Source organism: Nostoc sp. (assembly GCF_036919575.1).
Classification (GTDB): Bacteria; Cyanobacteriota; Cyanobacteriia; order Cyanobacteriales; family Nostocaceae; genus Nostoc.
Genome location: NZ_JBALBY010000072.1, coordinates 1 through 24,403 on the forward strand (window position 1 = coordinate 1; position 24,403 = coordinate 24,403).

General features: G+C 41.7%; 23 protein-coding genes. 15 read left to right on the plus strand and 8 right to left on the minus strand.

Translation table 11 applies throughout. The annotated features are described in order from the left end of the window. The 3 genes from V7K27_RS18785 to V7K27_RS18795 form a co-directional block, all read left to right on the plus strand. The coding region (locus V7K27_RS18785) for a tetratricopeptide repeat protein (protein WP_334949604.1) at nucleotides 1-703 on the plus strand (703 nt) is incomplete at its 5' end. A 140-nt stretch (nucleotides 704-843) separates the two neighbouring features. Further along, nucleotides 844-1,098, plus strand: a complete 255-nt coding sequence (locus V7K27_RS18790; protein WP_292834828.1) for a UPF0175 family protein — start codon at nucleotides 844-846, stop codon at nucleotides 1,096-1,098. Further along, complete coding sequence (locus V7K27_RS18795; RefSeq protein ID WP_334949605.1) at nucleotides 1,088-1,393, plus strand: hypothetical protein; 306 nt, start codon at nucleotides 1,088-1,090, stop codon at nucleotides 1,391-1,393. The genes V7K27_RS18790 and V7K27_RS18795 overlap by 11 nt, the downstream gene beginning before the upstream one ends. Before the next feature lie 41 nt (nucleotides 1,394-1,434). Here the strand turns inward: V7K27_RS18795 and V7K27_RS18800 are convergent, their stop codons facing one another. Then, nucleotides 1,435-1,737: a hypothetical protein gene (locus tag V7K27_RS18800; protein WP_334949606.1), complete on the minus strand. Its 303-nt coding sequence runs from the start codon at nucleotides 1,735-1,737 to the stop codon at nucleotides 1,435-1,437. Nucleotides 1,738-1,877: 140 nt separating this feature from the next. On the opposite strand from V7K27_RS18800, the gene V7K27_RS18805 reads away from it, so the two are divergent. Continuing rightward, the gene (locus tag V7K27_RS18805) at nucleotides 1,878-3,908 is read left to right on the plus strand and encodes a tetratricopeptide repeat-containing protein (protein WP_334949607.1); all 2,031 of its coding nucleotides are present in this window, start codon (nucleotides 1,878-1,880) and stop codon (nucleotides 3,906-3,908) included. 428 nt (nucleotides 3,909-4,336) lie between these two features. On the opposite strand, the gene V7K27_RS18810 is transcribed toward V7K27_RS18805, so the two are convergent. Then, nucleotides 4,337-4,834, minus strand: a complete 498-nt coding sequence (locus tag V7K27_RS18810) for a pentapeptide repeat-containing protein (protein ID WP_334949608.1) — start codon at nucleotides 4,832-4,834, stop codon at nucleotides 4,337-4,339. Nucleotides 4,835-5,104: 270 nt separating this feature from the next. Here V7K27_RS18810 and gcvT point away from each other — a divergent pair, with 270 nt between their 5' ends. The 3 genes from gcvT to gcvP all read left to right on the plus strand — a co-directional run bounded on the left by gcvT (nucleotide 5,105) and on the right by gcvP (nucleotide 10,040). Next, nucleotides 5,105-6,241 (plus strand): glycine cleavage system aminomethyltransferase GcvT, encoded by a 1,137-nt coding sequence (gene gcvT / locus V7K27_RS18815; RefSeq protein ID WP_334949609.1) that lies wholly within the window; start codon nucleotides 5,105-5,107, stop codon nucleotides 6,239-6,241. A gap of 223 nt (nucleotides 6,242-6,464) precedes the next feature. Then, a complete protein-coding gene (gene gcvH / locus V7K27_RS18820) occupies nucleotides 6,465-6,854 on the plus strand; it encodes a glycine cleavage system protein GcvH (RefSeq protein ID WP_334949610.1) in 390 nt (129 codons plus the stop codon). A gap of 243 nt (nucleotides 6,855-7,097) precedes the next feature. After that, nucleotides 7,098-10,040, plus strand: a complete 2,943-nt coding sequence (gene gcvP, locus V7K27_RS18825; RefSeq protein ID WP_334949611.1) for an aminomethyl-transferring glycine dehydrogenase — start codon at nucleotides 7,098-7,100, stop codon at nucleotides 10,038-10,040. Nucleotides 10,041-10,241: 201 nt separating this feature from the next. Here the strand turns inward: gcvP and V7K27_RS18830 are convergent, their stop codons facing one another. Further along, nucleotides 10,242-11,489, minus strand: a complete 1,248-nt coding sequence (locus V7K27_RS18830) for an ISL3 family transposase (protein WP_334949612.1) — start codon at nucleotides 11,487-11,489, stop codon at nucleotides 10,242-10,244. A gap of 240 nt (nucleotides 11,490-11,729) precedes the next feature. Between V7K27_RS18830 and V7K27_RS18835 the strand changes: the two genes are divergently transcribed. Together V7K27_RS18835 and V7K27_RS18840 are read left to right on the plus strand one after the other, a co-directional pair. Beyond that, nucleotides 11,730-12,065 carry a hypothetical protein gene (locus tag V7K27_RS18835; RefSeq protein WP_334949613.1) on the plus strand — a complete coding sequence of 112 codons (336 nt, stop codon included), beginning with the start codon at nucleotides 11,730-11,732 and terminating at the stop codon, nucleotides 12,063-12,065. 25 nt (nucleotides 12,066-12,090) lie between these two features. After that, a complete protein-coding gene (locus V7K27_RS18840; protein ID WP_334949614.1) occupies nucleotides 12,091-13,350 on the plus strand; it encodes an ATP-binding protein in 1,260 nt (419 codons plus the stop codon). Here the strand turns inward: V7K27_RS18840 and V7K27_RS18845 are convergent, their stop codons facing one another. After that, nucleotides 13,351-14,226, minus strand: a complete 876-nt coding sequence (locus tag V7K27_RS18845; RefSeq protein WP_334949615.1) for an SDR family oxidoreductase — start codon at nucleotides 14,224-14,226, stop codon at nucleotides 13,351-13,353. Between the two features lie 179 nt (nucleotides 14,227-14,405). Then, complete coding sequence (locus V7K27_RS18850; RefSeq protein ID WP_334949616.1) at nucleotides 14,406-15,149, minus strand: tetratricopeptide repeat protein; 744 nt, start codon at nucleotides 15,147-15,149, stop codon at nucleotides 14,406-14,408. A 427-nt stretch (nucleotides 15,150-15,576) separates the two neighbouring features. On the opposite strand from V7K27_RS18850, the gene V7K27_RS18855 reads away from it, so the two are divergent. Then, entirely contained in the window at nucleotides 15,577-15,753 is a 177-nt protein-coding gene (locus tag V7K27_RS18855) for a hypothetical protein (RefSeq protein WP_334949617.1), read from the plus strand. A gap of 200 nt (nucleotides 15,754-15,953) precedes the next feature. On the opposite strand, the gene V7K27_RS18860 is transcribed toward V7K27_RS18855, so the two are convergent. Next, nucleotides 15,954-16,322: a hypothetical protein gene (locus V7K27_RS18860; RefSeq protein ID WP_334949618.1), complete on the minus strand. Its 369-nt coding sequence runs from the start codon at nucleotides 16,320-16,322 to the stop codon at nucleotides 15,954-15,956. Between the two features lie 118 nt (nucleotides 16,323-16,440). Between V7K27_RS18860 and crtO the strand changes: the two genes are divergently transcribed. Beyond that, complete coding sequence (crtO, locus tag V7K27_RS18865; protein ID WP_334949619.1) at nucleotides 16,441-18,135, plus strand: beta-carotene ketolase CrtO; 1,695 nt, start codon at nucleotides 16,441-16,443, stop codon at nucleotides 18,133-18,135. Between the two features lie 488 nt (nucleotides 18,136-18,623). Here crtO and V7K27_RS18870 read toward each other — a convergent pair whose 3' ends face one another. Beyond that, entirely contained in the window at nucleotides 18,624-19,142 is a 519-nt protein-coding gene (locus V7K27_RS18870) for a hypothetical protein (protein ID WP_334949620.1), read from the minus strand. A 186-nt stretch (nucleotides 19,143-19,328) separates the two neighbouring features. On the opposite strand from V7K27_RS18870, the gene V7K27_RS18875 reads away from it, so the two are divergent. Continuing rightward, entirely contained in the window at nucleotides 19,329-21,542 is a 2,214-nt protein-coding gene (locus V7K27_RS18875) for a phosphoketolase (RefSeq protein WP_334949621.1), read from the plus strand. Between the two features lie 520 nt (nucleotides 21,543-22,062). Further along, a complete protein-coding gene (locus V7K27_RS18880; RefSeq protein WP_334949622.1) occupies nucleotides 22,063-22,641 on the plus strand; it encodes a hypothetical protein in 579 nt (192 codons plus the stop codon). Between the two features lie 724 nt (nucleotides 22,642-23,365). Here V7K27_RS18880 and V7K27_RS36525 read toward each other — a convergent pair. After that, nucleotides 23,366-23,461: a DUF4926 domain-containing protein gene (locus V7K27_RS36525; protein ID WP_442947629.1), complete on the minus strand. Its 96-nt coding sequence runs from the start codon at nucleotides 23,459-23,461 to the stop codon at nucleotides 23,366-23,368. 64 nt (nucleotides 23,462-23,525) lie between these two features. Between V7K27_RS36525 and V7K27_RS18885 the strand changes: the two genes are divergently transcribed. Together V7K27_RS18885 and vapC are read left to right on the plus strand one after the other, a co-directional pair. Further along, nucleotides 23,526-23,897, plus strand: coding sequence for a CopG family transcriptional regulator (locus V7K27_RS18885; protein ID WP_334949623.1), 372 nt, complete (start codon nucleotides 23,526-23,528; stop codon nucleotides 23,895-23,897). Continuing rightward, the gene (vapC, locus tag V7K27_RS18890) at nucleotides 23,894-24,295 is read left to right on the plus strand and encodes a type II toxin-antitoxin system tRNA(fMet)-specific endonuclease VapC (protein WP_334949624.1); all 402 of its coding nucleotides are present in this window, start codon (nucleotides 23,894-23,896) and stop codon (nucleotides 24,293-24,295) included. Before V7K27_RS18885 ends, vapC begins: the two co-directional genes overlap by 4 nt. Nucleotides 24,296-24,403 lie beyond the last annotated feature (108 nt).

A 24,403-nucleotide genomic window follows, 5' to 3' on the forward strand; every position in this document is an offset into this window, starting at 1 on the left:
AGGAGACAACCATCTCGATGTCGCCACTAGCTTGAACAATCTCGCAGGACTCTACGAATCTACAGGACGCTACAGCGAAGCTGAACCTCTGTATCAGCAAGCTTTAGAACTGAGAAAACGCTTACTGGGAGACAATCATCCCACCGTCCCTACTAGCCTGAACAATCTTGCAGCACTCTATTGTTCTACAGGACGCTACAGCAAAGCAGAACCCCTGTATAAGCAAGCTTTGGAACTAATAAAACGCTTACTGGGAGACAACCATCCCCATGTTGCCTCTAGCCTGAACAATCTGGCAGTACTCTACTATTCTACAGGACGCTACAGCGAAGCCGAACCTCTGTATCAGCAAGCTTTAGCACTGAGAAAACGCTTATTGGGAGACAACCATCCCCATGTCGCCAATAGCCTGAATAATCTGGCAGCACTCTACGATTCTACAAGATGCTACAGCGAAGCTGAACCTCTGTATCAGCAAGCTTTGGAACTAAGCAAACGCTTACTGGGAGACAACCATCCCGATGTCGCCGATAGCTTGAACAATCTCGCATTACTCTACAATTCTACAAGACGCTACAGCGAAGCCGAACCCTTATTTCAGCAAGCTTTGGCAATTTGTGAACAAACTTTAGGTGTAGGTCATCCCGATACAATGAGGGTTCGGGAAAATTATGCAATCTTTTTAAGAAAAGCATATCGCTAACGATCGCACCTTTCACAAAATCACACCAAATCGATACCACACAACAGTTGTAGTTTAAATTTTAGCAGCGATCGCCCATCAATATTAGCGCTTTTGACTATAAGCTGAGGAATGCTCTCTAATAAACTGAGGATAAATTTATGCGAACAGTACCAATTCAATTACCAGAAACAGTATTTTCAGCACTTCGTAAAAATCCTGAAGAATTTATCCAAGAAATGCGAATTGCAGCAGCAGTTAAATGGTATGAATTAGGTGACATTTCACAAGCCAAAGCAGCAGAAATTGCTGGGCTAACTCGTGCTGAATTTATTAATGCCTTATCACGCTACCAAGTAGATTTTATGCAATACACTGCTCAAGAGTTAGCCCAGGAACAGGCAAATGTCGATTAATCGTGTAATTATTAACTCTTCACCTTTGATTGTTCTGTTGAAAAGTCAACAAGCAAAATTAATTCCACAATTATTCACAGAAGTTTTAGTTCCATTAGGTGTTTTTGAAGAAGTCACAACAAAAGATGATGTTGCATCAACACAATTACCCAGTATTTCTTGGACACAAATAGTAGAAGTTAATACTATTGCTCCTGTTGTAGCAGCTTGGGATTTAGGAAAGGGAGAATCACAAGTATTGAGTTTGGCAGTGACGTACCAGCGATCGCACTCTACACACCCAATACTAAAGTAAATAATACTGCATAGCCGTAGCCCGTCGTAGACATCGCGTAGCTATTTTGAGTTCCAAACTCGAAATTTGAGGTTCAGAAGCTCAACGTCCAGCCTCAGAAGGTCAACTTCCACCTTCAGAAGGTCAACATCCACCCTCAGAAGGTCAACATCCACCCTCAGAAGGTCAACATCCACCCTCAGAAGGTCAACTTCCACCCTCAGAAGGTCAACTTCCACCCTCAGAAGGTCAACTTCCACCCTCAGAAGGTCAACTTCCACCTTCAGAAGGTCAACTTCCACCCTCAGAAGGTCAACTTCCACCTTCAGAACGTCAACATCCACCCTCAGAACGTCAACATCCACCCTCAGAAGGTCAAATAGCAATATTTAACGGCAAACCACTGCTTTTAAATGTTTCTATACAAATGGTATTTCTACCCTAAAGAGAGGTGATTTCCAAATAGAGACAAAGTAGAATTAAAAGTAAACTTCACAAGCTGTTTATGCAATGGGGTAATTTTCTAGCCAAAGAAGCTGCTACTCATGGCTTATCTCTAAAGCAAACCGCAGCTTTTATAAAATATTTTAAGACTGAAAATTTAGGTAAAAATGATGCTAAACTTGCCAGCGAATTAAACGTTGATATTGCTACTTTTAGAAAGTGGATGGGTGAAATATACGACAAGTTCGCCCAGAATCATCCTGAGTTAGCTATTTCCAACAGTCGGGACAAACTAAAAAAGTTACAAGCTTACCTGAGCGCAAAATATAATAGCGAATTGGATGTCCTCAAACCATTGGCGGCGATGAAATTATTAAAATCGCTGGTGGTTCGGGAACGACTGCAAGAAGAAGCTTGGGTTGCCAGAAGAATTTGTAAATTTTTGCAATATTTGCCTTTAGCCTTAGAGTTAGTGGGGCAATATCTGAATAAAATGCCAGATTTGTCACTGGAAACACTGCTAAAACGACTAGAGAAAAAGCGACTGAAACATGAAAAACTCCACCCACAAGGGGATGGCGTTTTTGGGCATGGGGAAGAGTCACCAATGCCCAATGCTCAATTCCCAAAGTCGGCGGGCGACTATCCCTCTCCACCCACAAGGGAATGGAGTTTCCCGCCAACTTTCAATGAAGCAGTAGTCAATGCTAACTCATTGATGGATTATGAATACGGTCTAGCTGAAGCTTTTGAATTGAGTTGGGAACATCTGGATGAGAATGCCCAAAACTTTGGCTGTTTGCTAAGTTTGTGTGCATTAGCTGACATTCCCTTATCTCTTGAGACGATACAAGATGAGAACAAACAACAACTCAATGAGAAAGCCATAGCCGATTTACTAGAATTGCATTTGCTACAACGGAAAAGTAAAGAAATTTATCGTCTAAATCCACTGATTCGGCAACTTATCCAGATGAAGTTGGATAAGTCAAGTGAGGCGGATGAAACAAAAACTAAATTTGCAACAATGATGCTAGAGGTAGCAAAGTTAATTCCGCAACAGCTTAACCCTGAAGATATTCTCAACCTCACTCCACATATCCCGCACATTACAGAAGTTGCAATCCACCTATCCCAGTATCTAAGCGATAAAAATCTAATTACTTTATTGACCAAATTAGCCTGGTTTTATCAAGGTCAAGGACTTTATCAGCAAGCAGAACCTTGGTTGCAACAGTGTGTAGAAATCACTCAAAATCCTCTTGGTTTAGAACATTCCGATGTTGTTGCTAATTTGAACAATTTAGCAGAACTCTACGAATCTACAGAACGCTATAGTGAAGCGGAACCTTTGTATCAGGAAGCTTTAGAACTCAGCAAACGTTTGCTGGGAGATAACCATCTTGATGTCGCCACTAGCCTGAACAATTTAGCAAGAATCTACGAATTCACAGGACGCTACAGCGAAGCTGAACCCTTGCTTGAGGAAGTTTTAGAACTAAGAAAACGCCTGCTGGGAGAAGAACATATTGATGTCGCCACTAGCTTGAGCTATTTAGGATTATTTTACGAATCTACAGGACGGTATAGCGAAGCTGAACCTTTGTATCAGCAAGCTTTAGAACTGTGGAAACGCCTAGTGGGAGAAGAACATCCCTATGTCGCCACTACCCTGAACAATTTAGCAGCATTGTACTGTTATACAAAACGATACAGCGACGCCGAACCCTTGTTTGAGCAAGCTTTAGAACTGAGAAAACGTCTGCTGGGAAAAGAACATATCGATGTTGGCACTAGCCTGAATAATTTAGCACAACTCTACGAATTTACAGGACGCTACAACAAAGCCGAACCCTTGTATCAGCAAGCATTAGAACTGAGTAAACGCCTGCTGGGACACAACCATCCCGATGTTGCCATTAGTCTGAACAATCTAGCAGCACTCTACCGTAATATAAAACGCTACAGGAAAGCCAAACCCTTGTTTGAGCAAGCTTTGAAAATTTGTGAACGGACTTTAGGTGTAAATCATCCTACTACGATGACGGTTCGGGCAAATTATGCCAGCTTTTTAAGAGAAGCATATCACTAAGTTGATGTGCAGCTAAATTGTATAACACGAAAACCCAAAAATATTGTAGTGCGGGCAACATGAGCGCGTCCAATATACAAATTAAATACGCAACAGCTTAGTACAGCTATTCGTAATTCGTAATTCACGCGATGTGCAACTTATTCTTGGAACCCCGCTTCCATTCCTCTCCCGGTTGGCGTCAGCCTGCCTAACGGCAAGCTGAGAGAGGCTTTAATTTTTGCTCCCCAACGCTAGTAGGAAGCAGGGTGGTTTCATACCAACTGAGAAAAACTCTAACTAGCTTTCTCATTGCCTCTCTCCGCTTCGGGGAGAGGTTTGGAGAGGGGTCAAAATCTATGGTTATACGCGAGAAATAAAGACTTCCATATTTTTCTTTTTTCGTATGAAACCATCCCCCCTTCCACCAGCGAAGAAGGTGTGAGAGTCTACTTACACCCTAAAGACTTGCGAGTATCTACACCAGTTTTAGAATTCACACCACTGGCCTTAACACAAAGTTTTTTCACTTGTATCCCATCTAAAATTGCATTCGTAAAATCAGCACCTGTGATATCCACGTCATCAAAAGTAGAACGCAGCATCATTGCATCGGTCAATACAGCATCACTTAAATCAGCATTCTTAAACCTGGTTAAATAGGCTATGCCTTCACTAAAATCAGCACCATGCAGATTTACTCCCTCCAATACGCTACCGTTAAACACGCCACCACGTAAATTAGTATTGCTAAAATTAGCATTCTCAAATTTGAGATTGGTAAACTCAGTGCCAATTAAACTTTGACCAGAGTAATCTTTGCCCTTGAGTTCATCATTACCTACAGAACGGGTAATACTGGAAGAACTAGCAGCTTGCGCCGATAGGGGAAACAAAAAAAGAACCGTAGCTAAGACAAAGCTAACTAAGAGTCGCCAATATTTCATAATCTCTTCTTAATAAATCTCAACACTTTCACCATTAACTATTAAAGCTTACAGAAGGGGAGTGGGGAGTGGGGAGTGGGGAGATGAGGGAGATGGGGGAGATGGGGGAGATGAGGGAGAGTGAGAATTTTAGATTGAAATTTAATCCAAAATCTAAAATCTAAAATCTAAAATTGAATTGCCCAATGCCCAAATTCGATATATTCTGTAAAAGCGGAAAGCATCTCGTAGGATGATAGATGTTGAGGTGCGATCGCAAAATAATTACCTGTGGCTAATCAAGAAGACAACGCCCAATCTTTGGCGCGAACCCCTTTATATCAACTCGGTGTAGAACTCAAAGCCCGCCTTACCAGCTTTGGCGGTTGGGAAATGCCGGTGCAATTTAGTAGCATTAGCCGCGAACACGACGCTGTAAGAAATACAGCCGGAATGTTTGATATTTCCCACATGGGCAAATTTACCCTCCAAGGTAAAAACCTGATTTCCCAACTCCAGCCTCTAGTCCCTTCAGACTTGAGTCGTTTGCAACCCGGTCAAGCACAATACACCCTATTGTTAAATCCCCAAGCCGGAATTATTGACGACATCATTGTTTATTATCAAGGTGAAGACACCACAGGGACACAGAGAGCATTTATCATAGTCAATGCGGCAACCTCCAGTAAAGATAAAGCATGGCTATTGCAACATCTTGACCTAGATAAAGTGCAATTCCAAGACCTTTCACCAGATAAAGTCTTAATTGCCGTGCAAGGGCCAAAAGCGATTAAACATCTCCAGCCCTTAGTGCAACAAGACTTACAACCAATCAAAGCCTTCGGACATTTAGAAGCAACGCTACTAGGTAAACCTGCCTTCTTGGCCCGCACAGGTTACACCGGCGAAGATGGCTTTGAGGTAATGGTAGATCCAGATGTGGGAGTAGAATTGTGGCAAAGTCTCCATAATGCTGGTGTTATCCCCTGTGGACTCGGTGCGAGAGATACCCTGCGGCTAGAAGCGGCGATGGCACTTTACGGACAAGATATTGATGACACCACCACACCCTTAGAAGCAGGTTTGGGGTGGCTAGTTCACTTAGATACCAAAGGCGAATTTATTGGTCGGGAAGTTTTAGCACACCAAAAAGCTACTGGAGTGCATCGCCGATTGGTAGGTTTGCAAACCCAAGGACGCAACATTGCCCGTCACGGCTATCAAGTGTTATCCGCAGGTAAAATTGTGGGAGAAGTTACCAGTGGCACTCTGTCACCCACACTTGGTTATCCCATTGCCTTAGCCTACGTTCCCACCCAGCTAGCAACGGTTGGTCAGCAGCTAGAAGTCGAAATTCGCGGCAAAGCTTATCCAGCAGTTGTAGTTAAACGTCCCTTTTATCGGTCAAAAAATCGTGTTGCCAACTGATAAGCGCCGAGGTTTTTGAGGAATAATGTGTTGTAAGTTACTCAATCTACAGTCAGGTTCATTACCAGTAGACTTACGCAAAAGTACACCCTGTAGGGGCAATTCATGAATTGCCCCTACCTGAAAATCATCCTTTTCGGCTATTGTTTGCGTAAGTCCTGACCAGATATGGGTTGGATGACTGTTGGGGTAATAATTTTTTTGATAAGGGAGAGGAAGTGATATGTCTTTTGAATATCCTCAAGATTTCAGATACCTGGATTCTCATGAATACGTGCGACTAGATGGCGAAATTGCCACCATTGGCATTACGGAATTTGCCGTACATGAATTGGGTGATATCGTCTTTTTGGAACTGCCAGAAATTGGTGACGCTCTTACCAGGGGAGAAAACTTTGGCACAATTGAATCAGTGAAAGCCGTTGAAGACCTGAATTCACCAATAACAGGCACAGTTATAGAACGCAATGAAGCCTTAATTAATTCTCCCGAACAAGTATCAGAAGACCCCTACGGGGAAGGGTGGTTTTTGAAAGTGCGCGTCAATGACTCTGCCGAAGTTGAGGATGCTTTGACAGCAGATGAGTATCGCGCCCTGGTAGAAGGGGAGTAGGGAGTGGGGAGTGGGGAGTGGGGAGTTAGGAGTTAGGAGTTAGGAGTAGGGAATGAGAGGGACAAGGTAAAATTGTCTCCCTTATCTCCCTTATCTCCCTTATCTCCCTCATCTCCCTCATCTCCCCCATCTCCCACTCCGCCCAAAGATAAGTCATGAAATTTAGATGAACTGAAAAGTTACATCTACTTATTATGAGTATTTATTGCAAAATATTAAATAGTACCATCTGGAGAGTAATTTGTGGTATCACACGCCCCGATTCTCAAGTCTAATGAGCAGCAAGTGCTGGACGAAAAAAGTCAAAAGTTAAGTAGTTTTGCGCCAAGACACATTGGACCTAACTCCGATGACATCCAGCAAATGCTTAAGGTTTTGGGGTTTCCCAGCCTGGATGCCCTAATTGACCAAACAGTTCCACAGACAATCAGGCTGAAGCAACCGCTAAAGTTACCAGAAGCAGAAAGTGAGTATGCAGCACTGGCATCATTAAAAAAAGTTGCTGCCAAAAATCAGGTTTTCCGCTCATACATTGGTATGGGATATTACGACAGTATTACCCCACCTGTGATTGGGCGTAACATTCTAGAAAACCCCGGTTGGTATACTGCCTACACTCCTTATCAGCCAGAAATTGCTCAAGGGCGATTGGAAGCGCTGCTAAATTTCCAAACCCTGATTATCGACTTAACAGGTTTGGAAATCGCCAATGCCTCGTTACTCGATGAAGCCACAGCAGCAGCCGAAGCAATGAGCCTAAGCTATGGTGTCTCCAAAAATCAGGCAAATGCCTATTTCGTCTCTGGTGATTGCCATCCCCAAACTATCGACGTGTTGCAAACACGGGCGAAACCATTAGGGATTAAGATCATTGTCGGCGATCATCAAACATTTGATTTTGATCAAGCAATTTTTGGGGCTGTTCTGCAATACCCTGCAAGTGATGGCACCATTTACGACTACCGCGCTTTTATAGAAAAAGCCCATGCTAAGGGTGCATTGGTAACGGTAGCAGCAGATCCTTTAAGTTTAACTTTGCTAACCCCTCCTGGGGAATTTGGCGCTGATATTGCTGTCGGCAGCACGCAGCGCTTCGGTATTCCGTTGGGGTTTGGGGGACCTCACGCGGCATACTTTGCTACGAAGGAAGAGTATAAGCGACTGGTTCCAGGGCGAATTGTGGGAGTATCAAAAGATGCTCAAGGTAAGCCTGCATTGCGTCTTGCCTTGCAAACCCGCGAACAGCACATCCGGCGCGAAAAAGCTACTAGTAATATCTGTACTGCACAGGTGCTACTGGCGGTAATGGCGAGTATGTACGCGGTCTATCATGGCCCGGTTGGACTGAAACAAATTGCTGAAAATATCCACTCTTTGACGGTGTTGCTAGCAGCAGGACTGAAGCGTTTAGGTTACAAAGTCGTTTCAGAATCTTACTTTGATACGCTGCAAGTAGAACTGGGAAGACGCAATTTAAAAGATATTCTGGAAGCTAGCGAACAACTTCAAATTAATCTGCGAATTTTTGATGCATCTGCTGTTGGTATCTCGCTAAATGAAACAACTACACCAGAAGACTTAATCGACCTCTGGCAGATTTTTGCTGGTACAGATGATTTACCCTTCACCCTAGAAGAATTAACTTCTCCCTCTCTTCCCCATTTCTCCCTCTCCCGCACAAGTACATATCTCACTCACCCAGTCTTTAACCGCTATCACTCAGAAACTGAGTTGTTGCGCTATCTGCACAAACTGGAAAGCAAGGACTTATCGCTAACTACATCGATGATTCCCTTGGGTTCTTGCACAATGAAGTTGAATGCGACTGCTGAGATGATTCCGGTAACTTGGGAGGAATTTGGCAAGATTCATCCATTTGCTCCCTTGTCGCAAACGCAAGGTTATCAAATCCTGTTTGAGCAACTTGAGGCATGGTTAGCTGAAATTACTGGTTTTGCCGGAATTTCTCTGCAACCAAATGCTGGTTCTCAAGGGGAGTATACGGGACTTTTGGTAATTCGTCAGTATCAGGAAAATCGGGGTGAAGCACACCGTAATGTTTGTTTGATTCCCACCTCGGCACACGGGACAAACCCAGCAAGTGCAGTGATGTGCGGGATGAAGGTAGTGGCAGTTGCCTGTGACTCACAAGGTAATATTGACGTTGATGACCTGAAGGCTAAGGCAGAAAAACACAGCAATCAACTCGCCGCCTTAATGGTGACATATCCCTCAACTCACGGTGTTTTTGAGGAGCCAATTCAGGAAATCTGCGCTGTTGTTCATAGTCACGGTGGACAAGTTTACATGGATGGGGCAAATATGAACGCCCAAGTGGGAATTTGCCGTCCTGGAGATATTGGCGCGGATGTCTGTCACTTGAATCTGCACAAAACCTTCTGTATTCCTCATGGTGGCGGTGGCCCTGGTATGGGACCCATTGGCGTTGCTTCTCACTTGGTGCCATTTTTGCCCGGACACCCTGTTGTGGGGAGTGGAGAAGAAATTTCTAATTCTCAACGTATTGGTGCGGTTGCTGCCGCGCCTTGGGGTAGTGCTAGTATTTTGGTGATTTCTTGGATGTATATCGCCATGATGGGTGCAGCTGGTTTGACCCAAGCAACTAAGGTGGCGATTCTCAACGCTAACTATATCGCCAAGAAACTGGAATCGTACTATCCGGTTTTGTATCAGGGGAAAAATGGTCTAGTTGCCCATGAGTGTATTTTAGATTTGCGTAGCTTGCGAGGCGCTTCGCCATCGCTCAAAAAATCAGCTGCGATCGAAATTGATGATGTTGCCAAGCGTTTGATCGATTATGGTTTCCATGCGCCGACTGTCTCCTGGCCTGTAGGGGGTACAATCATGGTGGAACCGACAGAAAGTGAATCTAAACAAGAGTTGGATCGTTTTTGTGATGCGTTGATTTCTATTCGCCAAGAAATCGCCGAAATAGAATCAGGTAAGGTGGATGCTGAAGATAATGTTTTGAAGAATGCACCTCACACTGCCGAAAGTCTCATCACTGGAGAATGGCAGCATCCTTATTCTCGTGAACAAGCTGCTTATCCTGCGCCTTGGACTCGTGAACATAAATTCTGGCCGGCTGTTGGTCGCATTGATGCAGCCTTTGGCGACAGGAATTTTGTTTGTTCTTGTCTGCCAATAGATGCTTATTCCTCATAAAATCATACAGTTTAGCTAAAACTTGCTCCCCCCAACTCTCATTTCCAGAAAGTTGAGGGGATTTTTTTAGAATAAACTCTCCTTCTGCGTGAGATAGAAATATTTATAGTTGAATACAGTTCAGATAAGACCAAAACACTTGTAGAGACGGCGATAAATCGCGTCTCGAAAACCCAAAATTTTTGGGTTCTATCGCTCCCTTTATGGATAATTAATACCAAAATGCCAAGTTAATAAACTTCGTAATTTGAAATTTTCAAAGTTGCGAAAGCCATAGCCCAATCTTTTAATTAACTTGAGTTTATTATTAATTCCTTCCACAACTCCGCTTGTTGTCCTATTATCAAAATAACCAACTATTTCTCCGAACCATCTCTGAATTGTCCCAATACTTTTGGGGAAAAATGACATAGCATTATGCATCCAATCAAGTAATTTTAATACTCCTTCTCCCCAAGAATATTTCGTTTCAAATATGTATCTAAACTCTTCTTTTAGGGCGTGCATTTTTGATAATTGTGGTGACACTTCCAGAACAGATTTTAATTTTTCTTTCTGCTGTTCGGTCAAATCTTTCTCATTCTTAAGTAAACTATATTTGCTTTTTGTTATTCCAGTTAATTTTCTTTCTTTTTCGGGCTTATTCAGAATTTTTTCGGCTGCTCTTTTCTCTGATTTACGTGCTGTATCTAATTCGTCTGTAATCTGTTTCATTACATGAAATCTATCTGCTGTTACATCGACATTTGGCATTAATTCTTCTACTAAATTTTTATACGGATTCCAAAGGTCAATACTGACTTCATGAATTTGCTCTAACACAGCATAACCCCATCCCTCAAAGACTTTACGTAACTCTTCGCTCCGACGCGATAGCGAAGCGCTGCTGCGAAGCGCAGATCGCAATATTTCTATCGGTTTATTTGTATCTAAATCTACTATTATTGCTAAGTAATTTCCTTGACCTTTTACTAAAGCTATTTCATCTATCCCGATTCTTTTCACTCTTGCAAAATCTATTGACTCTATGAGTATCGCTTGTGCATTTAACATCGATTCTATTTCTTCGTCTGTTAAATCATTTCTTAAGGCAACACTACGAATATTACTATCTAATACTTGCTTGATAATATCAGCAGCTAGTCTCTTAGTATATCCCCGGTTTTTTTCTATAAAATCTAACTCTTCACTAAATATTTTCTGACATTTTTTGCAGCGAAATTGACGACGATTAATTTTTAGTTGTACTTGGCGATCGCTTATTGGTAAATCCTGCACTATTCGCCAATGATTTTGATGGATACTACTTGTCTGATAACCACATTTTCGACAAGTACAAGATTTCGCCATCTTTTCGATTTCTATAATTAATCCTATGCCTTCAATTTCATGGCAGTTTAATACTTTCATCCCTGGAAGGTTGATCATTTGCTCTACGGAAAATCTCATCACTACCACCCTCAAACCTAACTTATTATATTTTAATTACATATCAAACATTTTCATTAACTTCTAAAAAAGCTAAAAATCTTTACTCTGTAATGCTTTTAGGAAATATTAATATATAATTTTATTCCATAAGTTCAGTAATATTTTCCTTTTTTGCATAAGGGGAGCGATAGAACCGAAAAGCTTTTTTTCTCAATATACTTAATTTTTTTATGAAATTAGAAAATATTTTCAATTTTGTTGATAAAAACTTTAGTTGTATTACTATTACTACTGACGGCAAACGAGTTATTTCTGGTTACTATAAAACTCTTAACGTCTGTAATGTCAAAACTAGGAAAAAACTCTTTACCCTCAAATTCATGGGCAAATAACATTATTAAAGTTTGGGATTTGGAAAGCAAAAAAATTATTGCTAGCTTCAGTGGAGATAGTCTGTTACGCTGCTGCGCTGTTGCTTCAGATGGAGTAACAATTGTTGCAGGCGAAGCATCAGGACAGGTGCATTTATTACGCCTTGAAGGGGTGGGAGATAAAGAAATGCAGGAGTCAGAGAAATGCTGCGAGGATGAATAACAGGCGAATAAGTACAAAAATAATTATGAATTCATCACGCATTACAACTAATCCCAGAGGACATCCAACAGAGTTTGAGCAAATCATTCAAGAAAAAAGCCAAAACTTTGTCGATCGCAAATTTGTCTTCACGGCTATTAACAACTTTCTCCACCGCCATCGCCACGGTTATTTCACCATCATTGGCGCACCCGGTAGCGGTAAAAGTGCCATTCTCGCCAAATATGTGACAAACAATCCTCAAGTTATTTATTACAATGCCGAACTTGAGGGTAAAAATCGTGCTGACGAATTTCTCAAGGTTGTTTGTACTCAGTTAATCGACTGGTTGCATGATTTAAGAACCCCACCCCAACCCTCCCCGCAAGCGAGGAGGGAGCAAGATTTTTCCCAGTTAGGGGGAGTTCCAGATAATGCGACTGAGGGGAGTTGGTTTTTGTCTCTTCTCCTCCAGCAAATCAGCGATGAGTTAGAACCTCATCAAAAACTGATAATTGCCATTGATGGGTTGAATTGCATTGACCGCAATAGCCAACCACCTAGTACAAATCTGTTTTATCTCCCCCGCTATCTCCCGGATAAGGTCTATTTCCTCCTCACTCGTAGACCTTTCTTGCGCGAGAAGTCGGGTTTATTAATTGAAACGCCGTCGCAAAGTCTTGATTTAGAAGATTATCCAGAAGAAAATCGGCGGGATATTCAAGCGTATATTCAAAATTACCTAACCCCTGAAGAGATCCCCCCAACCCCCCTTGAAAAGGGGGGCGATATTTCGCCCTTGTTAATGGGGGTTAGGGGGAATCTTAAATCTTGGCTGAGTAATCACCAGATTAATGAGCAAGAATTCTGCGATCGCATCACCACTTTGAGCGAAAATAATTTTATGTATGTTAGCCAGATCGTAGGTGCGATACCTTCGGTAAGCTTCGCTAACACAGAAAATTTCTACCCTGAACCTTTCGAGTACAATCAACTCCCGTCTGGTTTAGAAGCATATTATCAGCAGCATTTACACAAAATGATTCTACCCGAACTAGGAACGGACCATAGCACAGATGTGTTAAACGTCTTAATACAGCAACAAAAAGCAATATCTGTAGATGCGTTGGCGCAGACCGCCGCAGGCATCGCTAATATAATCAATACAGATGAATATGAAGTTGAGGAAGTTCTAGAAAGTTGGCTTGAATTCTTACACCAAGAAAAAATTGACGGAGAAATCCATTATAGTCTCTATCATTCCAGCTTCCGTCACTGGTTAAGTACACAAGAAATACAATCTTAGTTATTGACTATTGATTAATTCCTGCAATTCTTCCCTTACAGATAAAGGCTGATATCCCAATTCAAATGCTTTGGAACTATCTAAAGAAACATCTACTGGTCTAGGCGCTGCCATTTTCACATCCTGTTGTCGGCAGGCTTTAAGTCCGGTGGCGGGAAGTTGAAATACTTCGACTAATAGCTGTCCAAAATCATAACGCGAAATCCGCTCTTTGCCACCTAAATGAATGATGCTGTTAACTTTTTCTAATGCTAATAAAAGTCCTTTGGCGGCAGTTGTTCCACTTACTGGTGTGCGAAATTCATCTATAAATAAATTTAGTTCTTTTTCGGCTTGTAAAGTTTGAATAAATGGCTGAATAAAGCTTTTAGCTGTGGGTGTTGCTGCACCAAACATCAACGGCATTCGACACACTGCGGTCATCGGATATTTTTCTAGCATATCTGCTTCTGCGATCGCTTTCTGCTCACCGTAAAGATTCACAGGACACACGGCATCTGTTTCTCGATAGGGGGCATTTAAGCCATCAAAAACTAAGTCGGTTGAGGTAAAAGCACAAGGAATAGAGTTATCTGCACACAGTCCGGCAATATTCCCGGATGCTATAACGTTAATTGCGTGCGATTCTTCGGGGTGGGTTTGACAAAAATTTGGTTGCGAATGTGCAGCAGTATGAATAACTGCTGTTGGTTTTATATCACTAAATATGCGCTGCAATTCCTGAAAATCTGTTAAGTTCACTTTTAGCATTTTGATGCCAGGAATCTCTAAAGGATGGGATAAATAAGTGCCATAAATCTCCCATTCTTGTTTTGCAAGCTGGCAAAGATGCCATCCTAAAAAACCACTTGCTCCGGTGATTAACAATTTTTTCATGTCTAATCTAAACCGCTCAAGAAAAAAATCCTTGTTATAGCAAGCTTATATTCTACACTGAGTAGTGATAATAAAATACTAAGCTGTTGCGTATTTAATTTGTATATTAGACGCGGGCAAGATGCCCGCACTACAATATTTTTGGGTTTTCTTGTTATAAAATTTAGCTGCACATCAGCTTATTGCACTAATTCCTGAAAGCGCTTGTCACTACGCACTTTGCTAAAGTCTGGGTCAGTTTTTGCTAATTTCTTGTATTTATCAGGAACAAGCTTGATTGCTTTGTCTAGGTTCTCAATTGCTAGTTCGACATTGCTTTGTAAAGCATAAGAGCAAGCTTTATTATAATATACTTGGTGCAAATCTTGCTTGATAGCGATCGCTCGATCATAAGATGCGATCGCATCTTGGTAGCGGTGCAGCTTTGTCAAAGCAATGCCTCGGTTAATTAAGGCTTCATATTTGTCGGGTTTGATGGCGATCGCTTTGTCGTAAGATGCGATCGCGTCTTTGTAGCGTTGCAACGATGTTAAGGCGATGCCACGGTTATACCACGCTTCATATTTGTCCGGTTTGATGGCGATCGCTGTATTGTAGGACGCGATCGCGTCTTTGTAGCGTTGCAACGATGTTAAGGCGATGCCACGGTTAATCCAAGCTTCAGAATTCTCAACTTTGATGGCGATCGCTTTGTTGTATGCTTTTATGGCATCTTCATAACGTTGTCCATCTAATAAATGATTGCCTTGATGAAAGAAACCTTCTGCTTTTTGGGTAGCCTTCGCTTCTCTCAAAAGTTGGGTTACATTACTTTCTTGCACAACTTGCATAGTATTTTCTGTCCATGAGTTTGCCCCACCACTACAGCCAAATGCGAAGAAAGCTATTAAGCCAGATGCCACTAAGCAGCGCCGAAAAACCATACTCTACCTACAAAACTTATAAGATGATGTTAAAAATTGTTCATTTTTTGAACATTATCAAAATACACTAGTTTTTACCCATTAATTTCTTTATTTTTTGAGAAATAACTTTGCTTACGATGCATAGAAGCTTCGGAAAATCAAGTGTATGTTACATTATCATATTAAATACACATAAAGCAATTGCTTAGAGTCTATTTCAGCCAAAAAACGATTATTGGTGTTGCTATACAGCAGAATTCAGAATCCAGAATTCAGAAGTAAAACAAAGTTTATACCTGGCTTTGGGACTAAGCTTGTGTACTTCACTTTCCTTGAAATCTGCTATATACGTAGACATCGCACTAGTACCGCTTCTCTACGAGACGCTACGCGAACGCGTAATTCGTAATTCGTAATAGAGCCTCCGGCACGCTACGCGGTTTTCATGCCCAAAGGGCTGTACGTAATTCGTAATTACCTTTTAGCAAGGGTTTCAGAGATTACAAATGGTGAACCAGCGCTGCGGGAGGGTTTCCCGACCCAGGCGACTGGCTTTCCCGTTGGGGTGGCTTATTTACGCCGTGCTGTACTAGTTTTTCACTATGAACCACATCTGTCGTAGGGGCACAGCATTGCTCATGGGTGTCAACTTAAGCCAAAACGCTTATCCCACAGGCGTTTTACCCCCCTTAATCCCCCCGATGTATTGGGGGGAAAAAAGAAAATCTGGTTCCCTCCCCTTTATAAGGGGAGGGTTAGGGTGGGGTAACGCGGATCGTGATGAGAAGCCAAAGAATTGAATATCACGTTTTGACAAGGGTTTCACGTTAAGTTGACACGCATGAGCATTGCTGTGCCCCTACTGCGTGGTCTATTTACCTGAAAATAGCTGTAATTATGGGGATTTGAATTTTGAATTCCCCGTTCGCGTAGCGTCTCCAAGAGTTGGGGTTTTATTTGTGTTGCCAAGCCAGTGCGTTGGGGAGCCAGCGCCGTGGGCGGGTTTACCGACTTGATGCACCTGGCGCGCGACTTCCAGTTGTCCGGTGAGTAACCAAAGAACTGATGAATGTAGCATATTTTGAATCGGAAGATATAACGTTTTCTATTTAAAGATGTAAAAGTAGAAATCGGTAGTTTAATACCTATGGTACAAACTGAAGTGAAGCAAATACCATCATCGTCAGACATACTATATCTTTAGTAGTATTGACAGGAGTAAAAGATAATTTTTGTAACTAGGGAGTGATGTAAATTTATTAAAAGTTTTATAAGCTTTTGAAAGTTACTTATTTCAAAATAACAACGTATGCAAGAGTATGATGTTGTCCTGATCGGTGCTGGACACAATGGCCTCGTTTGTGCAGCTTATTTGCTAAAAGCTGGTTATAGCGTCCTCTTATTAGAAAAGCGTTCTGTTCCAGGTGGTGCAGCAACAACTGAAGAGTGTTTACCCCAAGAAGCTCCAGGATTTAAATTTAACTTGTGTGCTATTGACCATGAATTTATTCATTTGGGGCCAGTTGTTGAGGAATTAGAACTAGAAAAATACGGCTTGCATTATTTAGAGTGCGATCCAGTAGTTTTCTGTCCTCATCCTGATGGCAAGTATTTCTTAGCACATAAGTCGGTAGAAAAGACTTGTGCCGAAATTGCTCGTTATAGTGAACGTGATGCCAAAAAATACGCCGAATTTGTAGACTTTTGGCAGCGATCGCTAGGTGCAATGATTCCGATGTTTAATGCACCGCCAAAGTCAATTATAGACATCCTTGGTAACTACGACATCACCAAACTGAAAGATTTATTTTCGGTTATTGGTTCTCCAAACAAAACGCTGGACTTTATTCGCACTATGTTGAACAGCGCTGAAGATTTACTTAACGAGTGGTTTGATGAAGAATTTCTGAAAGCGCCATTAGCCAGACTAGCAGCAGAACTTGGTGCGCCGCCATCACAAAAAACCCTTGCCATTGGTGCAATTATGATGGCAATGCGTCATAATCCGGGGATGGCCAGACCTCGCGGCGGAACTGGCGCACTTGTGCAAGCTTTGGTGAATTTAGTCACAAGTAAAGGTGGCGTTATTCTCACAGATCAGCATGTTGAAAAAGTTTTAATTGATGATGGAAAAGCTGTGGGTGTGCGGGTTGCTGGTGGCAAAGAATATCGAGCTAAATACGGAGTTATTTCTAATATTGATGCCAAGCGGTTATTTTTGCAAATGACTGATAAGAGCGATATTGATGGAGCCGATCCAAATTTATGGGAAAGATTAGAACGCCGCATCGTTAACAATAACGAAACCATCCTCAAAATAGATTTGGCTTTAGACGAACCACTGCGCTTTCCATACCACGCCCACAAAGACGAATATCTCGTTGGTTCTATCTTGATTGCAGATTCCGTGGCTCATGTAGAACAGGCTCATAGTAAATGTACTTTGGGAGAGATTCCTGATGCTGATCCATCAATGTATCTAGTGATGCCTAGTTATTTAGACCCCACGTTAGCACCTCCAGGTAAGCACACTGTATGGATTGAGTTTTTCGCCCCTTATCAAATTGCGGGTGCAGAGGGGACAGGTTTGAAAGGTACTGGTTGGACAGATGAATTGAAAAACAAAGTTGCAGATCGGGTGATTGATAAGTTGGCAGACTATGCACCGAATGTCAAGAATGCAACTATCGCCCGTCGTGTAGAAAGTCCAGCAGAACTAGGAGAAAGATTAGGTGCGTACAAAGGGAATTATTACCATGTTGACATGACCCTAGATCAGATGGTATTTTTCCGTCCCTTGCCAGAAATAGCGAACTACAAAACGCCAATTGATAATCTATTTTTGACTGGTGCAGGGACTCATCCAGGTGGTTCGATTTCGGGAATGCCGGGACGCAATTGTGCCCGCGCATTTTTGCAGGCAAAACATCCTATTAGTCAAACTTTGAAGGATGCACGCGATTCGATTAAGTCAACTGTCGAGTCAGTGTTTGGGATTAGTTAAGCGTTGCACAAATAGAGTATATTGTCACCAAGGCATACATTTACAGCTATTTTCAGGTAAATAGACCACGCGGTAGCAATGCTCATGCGTGTCAACTTAAGCCCTGGCGGTTAGAAACCGCGGCTACACAAACTCTCGTCCACCTTCTCTTCGAGACGCTGTTCGCGTTCGTGGACTAATGCAAAATCAGGGTTCTTAACCCACGTTCGCCCTTGGCGTTCCGCAGGAAAGGTGGGTAAAGCCTCGTGTAGACAAGCCAGTGCGTTGGGCGGCGAGCCACTCTTGTTGCACCTGGCGCGCGGTTTCTAACCGCCCTTTTAACTTCCGCTTTGCGGTACTAGTACAGCACGGCGTAAATAAGCCACCCATTTGTAATGTCTGAAACCCTTGCTAAAACGTAATTACGAATTACGTACAGCCCTTTGGGCATGAAAACCGCGTAGCGTGCCGGAGGCTCTATTACGAATTACGAATTCGGCGTTGCGTTACTAGCGGTATCTAGCGGTTCCCCGGAGTACTATAGTTTGATATGACTGTAATTGGCCAAACAGGGGAGTACGGATAAATCCTGATGTTTTTTGAGTAGTTAAAATTGCTTCGGTTTGGACAGTAGTTGGTGGATTCCCGATCGCTAGGTTGATAATTGGTACGAGAAAGCTCAGTTTGACTGTATTTCCTCCAAGGTCAGGGTTTGGTGGTTTGCTAATAATTATCGTCACTAGTGTACCGATATCAGTAGCTAATGTCTGAATTTGATCGCCACTGAAATGCTTGGAAATGTTTTGAGTTTTGTAATCAAGCTGTGGAACTTCATTGACAATTGAATACTTGATGTGAGTACCTTCGCCCTCAAGTTCAAACTCATTTGGTCGTTGCACAACAATTACTTCTGCTGGCTTTGTGGATTTGGCCATCAAAAAAGATACCAGTGATGTCGCGGTTAAGCCAGTCACAAAGGTGAGAGCAGTTTTGAGAATTTGACGGCGGGGCAAATTTGCTAATTTCATAACTTTTTTTGCTGCTTAATATTTTTTGCTACTTAAACTAACTGAAATTTTGCTGGCGTGACTATTTAAATTACTTATTCTAATGTTGCAATAAAGCAATAAACTGTTACAACCTCGAAGATGTAAAATTTTTGTTAAATTCAACAAGCATCTACAGTTTCACTTAATCGTCAAAAGGTACTCAGCATGACTGCAATCTCCCCAAAGGCATCTTCAGCGCTTCCCGATTTTTCTGAAGGAATTCAATATTTTGGTGAAGCGTTACCAGATTTTAAAACTTATGGTGCAACACCTGCTATTGAGTCGGGCAAAATAGCGATCGCATCTCCCACAGATTCCACAGCAGTATATCAAACTTTACTTGCTGCCGATGCCCTCCGCTACCTGACTTTGCAAGTCACCGCGAGTAAGGCTTCTGGGCATCCCGGCGGATTCGCCAGCCAAGCAGAAGCTTACGCATCTCTTGTCATGCTGGGATACAAGAATATTATTACCGAAGTCGGACACCACGCCCCTGGATTTTATAGTGCCATGTTTTTGGATCGATCGCTAGAGGACATGGGAATTTTTACAGTTCAACAATTGCGCGATCGCTTCCGAGAAAACCACGGACTTTTAGGACATCTTTCTGGTTTTATCCCCGGTATTCTCGCACCTGCGGGGCCTTTGGGACAAGGACAACACTTTGCAATGGCGGCTGCACTGTTACACAAAGATAAGTTGTTCCCCTTTACAGTTGGTGATGGTGGATTGGGTGAGCCTTATATTGTAAGTGCGATCGCGCATTTCCATACAGCTTATCCTGCTGTCACCAACTTTTTACCGATATTAGTGTGGAACGGTTACAGCCAAGAACATCACAGTATGGTTTCCCTGAAAACCAATGAACAGATGCAAGCATATTGGCAAGGTAACGGTTTTGATGAAGTCGTGTTAGTGGATGCCAAGGATTTTGACGATCAAAACCAACCAGGGAATTACGTTGATAGTACTGCCTTTTCCTTCGAGAAACGCCTAGCATTTACTCAAGCAGTACTTTCGGGTGTAGATCAAGCCGCGCGATTTGCACTGGGCGGAAAACTTACCGTCTTCATTATTAAACAACTTAAAGGTGCAGGAGTCCACGCACGGGGTGCAAAATCTCACAACCTTTATCCTAAAGATACGCTAGATGCACCTCATATTGTTAGTGCATTGCAAACCCGTGCTTTATCTGCGGAGGCTTGGCAATTAGTCAGAACAAATGCAGAACGCGCTGGTGGTGGACCAGCAGCAAAAACTGTGGTGACAGAATTTGAATTCTCATTACCAGAATTAGGCGAATTACCTTTAGAAGAATATGCGGTTGGAGGTGAACCCAAAGTTTCCACAACCGCAATGGGACGATTGGTAGGAATAGTTGGAAATAAAGATCAAAATTTCCTTGTCACCAACGCCGATGGTAATGAAGCATCAGGAATTGCCAATATTAACCAAGCATTAAAGATTATCCACCCCACAACCGACGACTTATATTATCAAGCACCAAATGGACAAGTTTATGAACCATTGAGTGAAGATGCTTGTGCCGGTTTAGCTGCGGGTTTGGCGTTAATGGGTGCGAGAACTTTGTGGTGTTCTTACGAATCTTTTGCCATCAACGGATTACCAATTTGGCAAACTGTAACCCAAGCAATGGCAGAATTGCGCCGTCAAACTCCCTCGACTATTACTTTATTCACAGCAGGCGCATTAGAGCAAGGGCGCAACGGTTGGACTCACCAACGTCCAGAAATTGAAGCTTACTTTGCTTCGTTGATGCGAAATGGAAATGTTTTTCCATTATTTCCCCCTGATGCTAACAGTATTCAAGTCTGTTATGACTGGGCGTTGAAAACTAAGAATAAGGGAATTGTGATTACTGCAAGTAAGTCGCCGTTGCCAATTCGCACAACTTTAGAACAAACTCGTCAAGGGTTGCGCGATGGTGCGGTGCTATTACATGAAGTCGCTGGTGATAAACAAGTTGTATTTGCTGTAATTGGCGATTTAACATTAATACCTGTATTTGAAGCTGCTGCTTTCTTGGAAACTGAAGGTATTGGCGTGAAGATAGTTACTGTGATCAATCCTCGGCAATTGTACCGTAGTCACGATACTGCGTGGGAAACTTGTTCCCAAGCCGAAGGCGGTTTCTTGGATGATGCGAAATTTGCCAAATTATTTGATGGTGATGCGCTAATTGCTGTTACTGGTGGTGCGGCGGCGATGCTAGAACCAATTTTGTTACGGAGTACAGCGAAGCGTGATACATTTGCGTGGAAACGTGGGGAAACTACAGCGAGTGCTGGTGAGTTGATGGCGTTTAATGGATTGACTGCTGAGGCGTTGACAAAACGTGCGATCGCATTAGTACATTAAATCTGGAATAGTTTCTACTTTTATCGCATTTATACGTATACAAACGCTGAAAATGGCGTTGAAATGCGTATATTTGCGTTTTTTTATTGAAGAGAACTTAGCAGACAGAAAAATGGGGGTAAATTTGCTGAAATCCGTTGACAAAAGTTAGTTTAGAAGTCAGAAACTTAGTTTACGAGTCAGAAACTTAGTTTAGAAGTCACAAAAGTTAGTTTACGAGTCGCAAAAGTTAGTTTACGAGTCAGAAACTTAATTTACGAGTCAGAAACTTAATTTACGAGTCAGAAACTTAGTTTACAAGTCGCAAAACTTGATTTTTGAGCTAGAAGCAGGATACTTTTATCTGGAAGCGTGGGGAAATTACAGCGTGACTGTGGAGACTTGAGGAAAAGTGCGATCGCGTTAGTGCATTAGGATAATGTAATACCCCATCTAGGTTTTTACTTGGGTGGGGATTATTTGATAAAGCAAACTTTTATGTGATATAAATTATAAACTGTGTAATTTCAGCTAAAAAGCTATGATTAAACCTATACCAACCAAATATAATGATGTTCAGTTTCGTTCTAGATTAGAGGCAAGATGGGCGGCTTTCTTCGATCTTCTAGAATGGAGGTGGGAGTATGAGCCTTGTGACTTTGATGGATGGATTCCCGACTTTTTGCTAAAATTTGATTCTCCTATTTTTGTTGAAGTTAAGCCCGTTTATAATTTTCCACAAGATATTGCTGATGAAATAGAAAAGTCAGATTGTACAGAAGATTGTCTAATTGTTGGAATGACTCTAGAACCACCTAATAATAGCTCATATTATGGAGTTCAGATTGGTTGGAAGAGAGTCGTAGACGATGAAGAGGCTTTCTTCTTGGAATGCTCTGATTTGGTTTGTCCAGTTTACAAGAATTGGTTTGAAGTTGTCTTTACTCTTGATAAATACAAGGAAATTACTTTTGATGGCGCACCTGGACACTCACCAGGAATAGTTAGATTTACAGAAGGATGGGAAAATTATGGTTCACAAGGCTTAGAAAAAGAAGTTCAAAGGCTGTGGAAGATGGCAGGGAACAAAGTGCAATGGAAAACTTCGATTATTTCATAAATTTGAAAGGAGAAGTTTAGTAATTTTGTAGTAATTTTGTAGGTTGGGTGGAGGCGCAAGCTGGCATATTTGCAGCACAACGAATTTATATTTGCGCCGTAACCCAACACTAAATCACCTGAATTTAAAGCAGATAAGTTAATATGTAAAATTTTTGTTGTGACAAGTGAGATCATTTGTTGGGTTTCACTCCGTTCCACCCAACCTACAAGGGTGTGTTATGGCTATTTTCATAAACACATATTCCCCAATAATTACAGCTTATTAATCAAATTTAAAAGATATGTTAATCGTAAGTAAAAATTCTACAAAATCTAATGCCTCTTGTTGCTTATCAGGAGGTAATATTCTTACCTTGTTTATAATAATTTCCTCAATGCTCATTTTCTCTAGCTTCTGGTATCAACTAATATATTTTACGCCGTGTGTAACTTTCACTCAAACTTAACCCCCAACCCCTTCCCTACTAGGGAAGGGGAGCAAGAATCAAAGCCTCTCTCCGTTTCGGGGAGAGGTTTGGAGAGGGGTTTTAAGAATAAGTCGCACATTGCCTTATATTTTAAAATATTATTTGGCTGTATGCCTTTATCAATTATAAATTTATCAGCCGCGATCGCGCAATTTCTCTTCTACCAATGCGACGTACTTGTATGCTGTAGAGTGAAACAATTGCCACAGTTTCCCCATCCAATGTGACAAATTCAACCTCATATCCTTTGCCACCCTAATGTACTAAAACAACTATGCCTATATCACCCTGTTCTAAACTATATTCTGGAAGATCGCTAGTTAGAATAACCCTATGAAATTCTTGAATCATCGCTGTTAATCTTACAGCCTCAGCCAACTATAATGTACTTAAGATTTTACACAAGGATGCAACCATGACTGACGCTCAAAGGATGGTTCGCTTAAACTTAGATTTGTCACCTGAACTAAATCAGATACTAGACGAACTAGCAAAGAAAATAGGCACAAATAAAAGTGATGTTTTGCGTCAGGCTATAACCTTGATGCAAATCATGGTTATAGCTAAAGAGGAAACCAAAAAATTAGGAGTCCCAGAAGCAAATCAATTAATAGCGAATGTAATAGCGAATGAAATTATTCTCTCATCTGAGCAGCAGCTAAAACCGCATCCACTAGACACATTTATGGAAAGACTTGGCCCTTGGGAAGATGAACGGACTGCTGAAGAAATAGTCAAAGATATTTATGATAGCCGTACTATTTCTAACAATGACATTAGTCTATGACTTATTTACTTGATACCGATACTTGTATTTATTGGATTAAAGATATTAATTCAGTCAGAACTAAAGTTAGAGAAATAGGATGGAAGCAAATTTATATTTGCAGCATCACGGTTGCTGAGTTATATTTTGGTGCTTATAATTCTCAACGAGTAGTGGAAAATTTAGCTCGTGCAGAAGACTTTATTCAAAACTTACCCGTTCTACCTTTAACTGATCCTGCTCTCAGAAAGTATGGTGAATTAAAGGCAGAACTCCGTAAAATAGGACAACCAATTGCTGAATTTGATTTACTAATTGCTAGTGTTGCACTTGCAGAAAATTACACTTTAGTAACAAACAATACTCGTCATTACGAACGCATCAACGGATTAAAACTGGAAAATTGGACTCTGCCTTAGAAACTCAACATTAGTTAGTCCGGTAGGCTGTATTATCCTGTCTCCAACCCAGTATACACGCACCTTAGAAGAAATTGTTGATGAAATATATTCAATTCGGTCAAAATA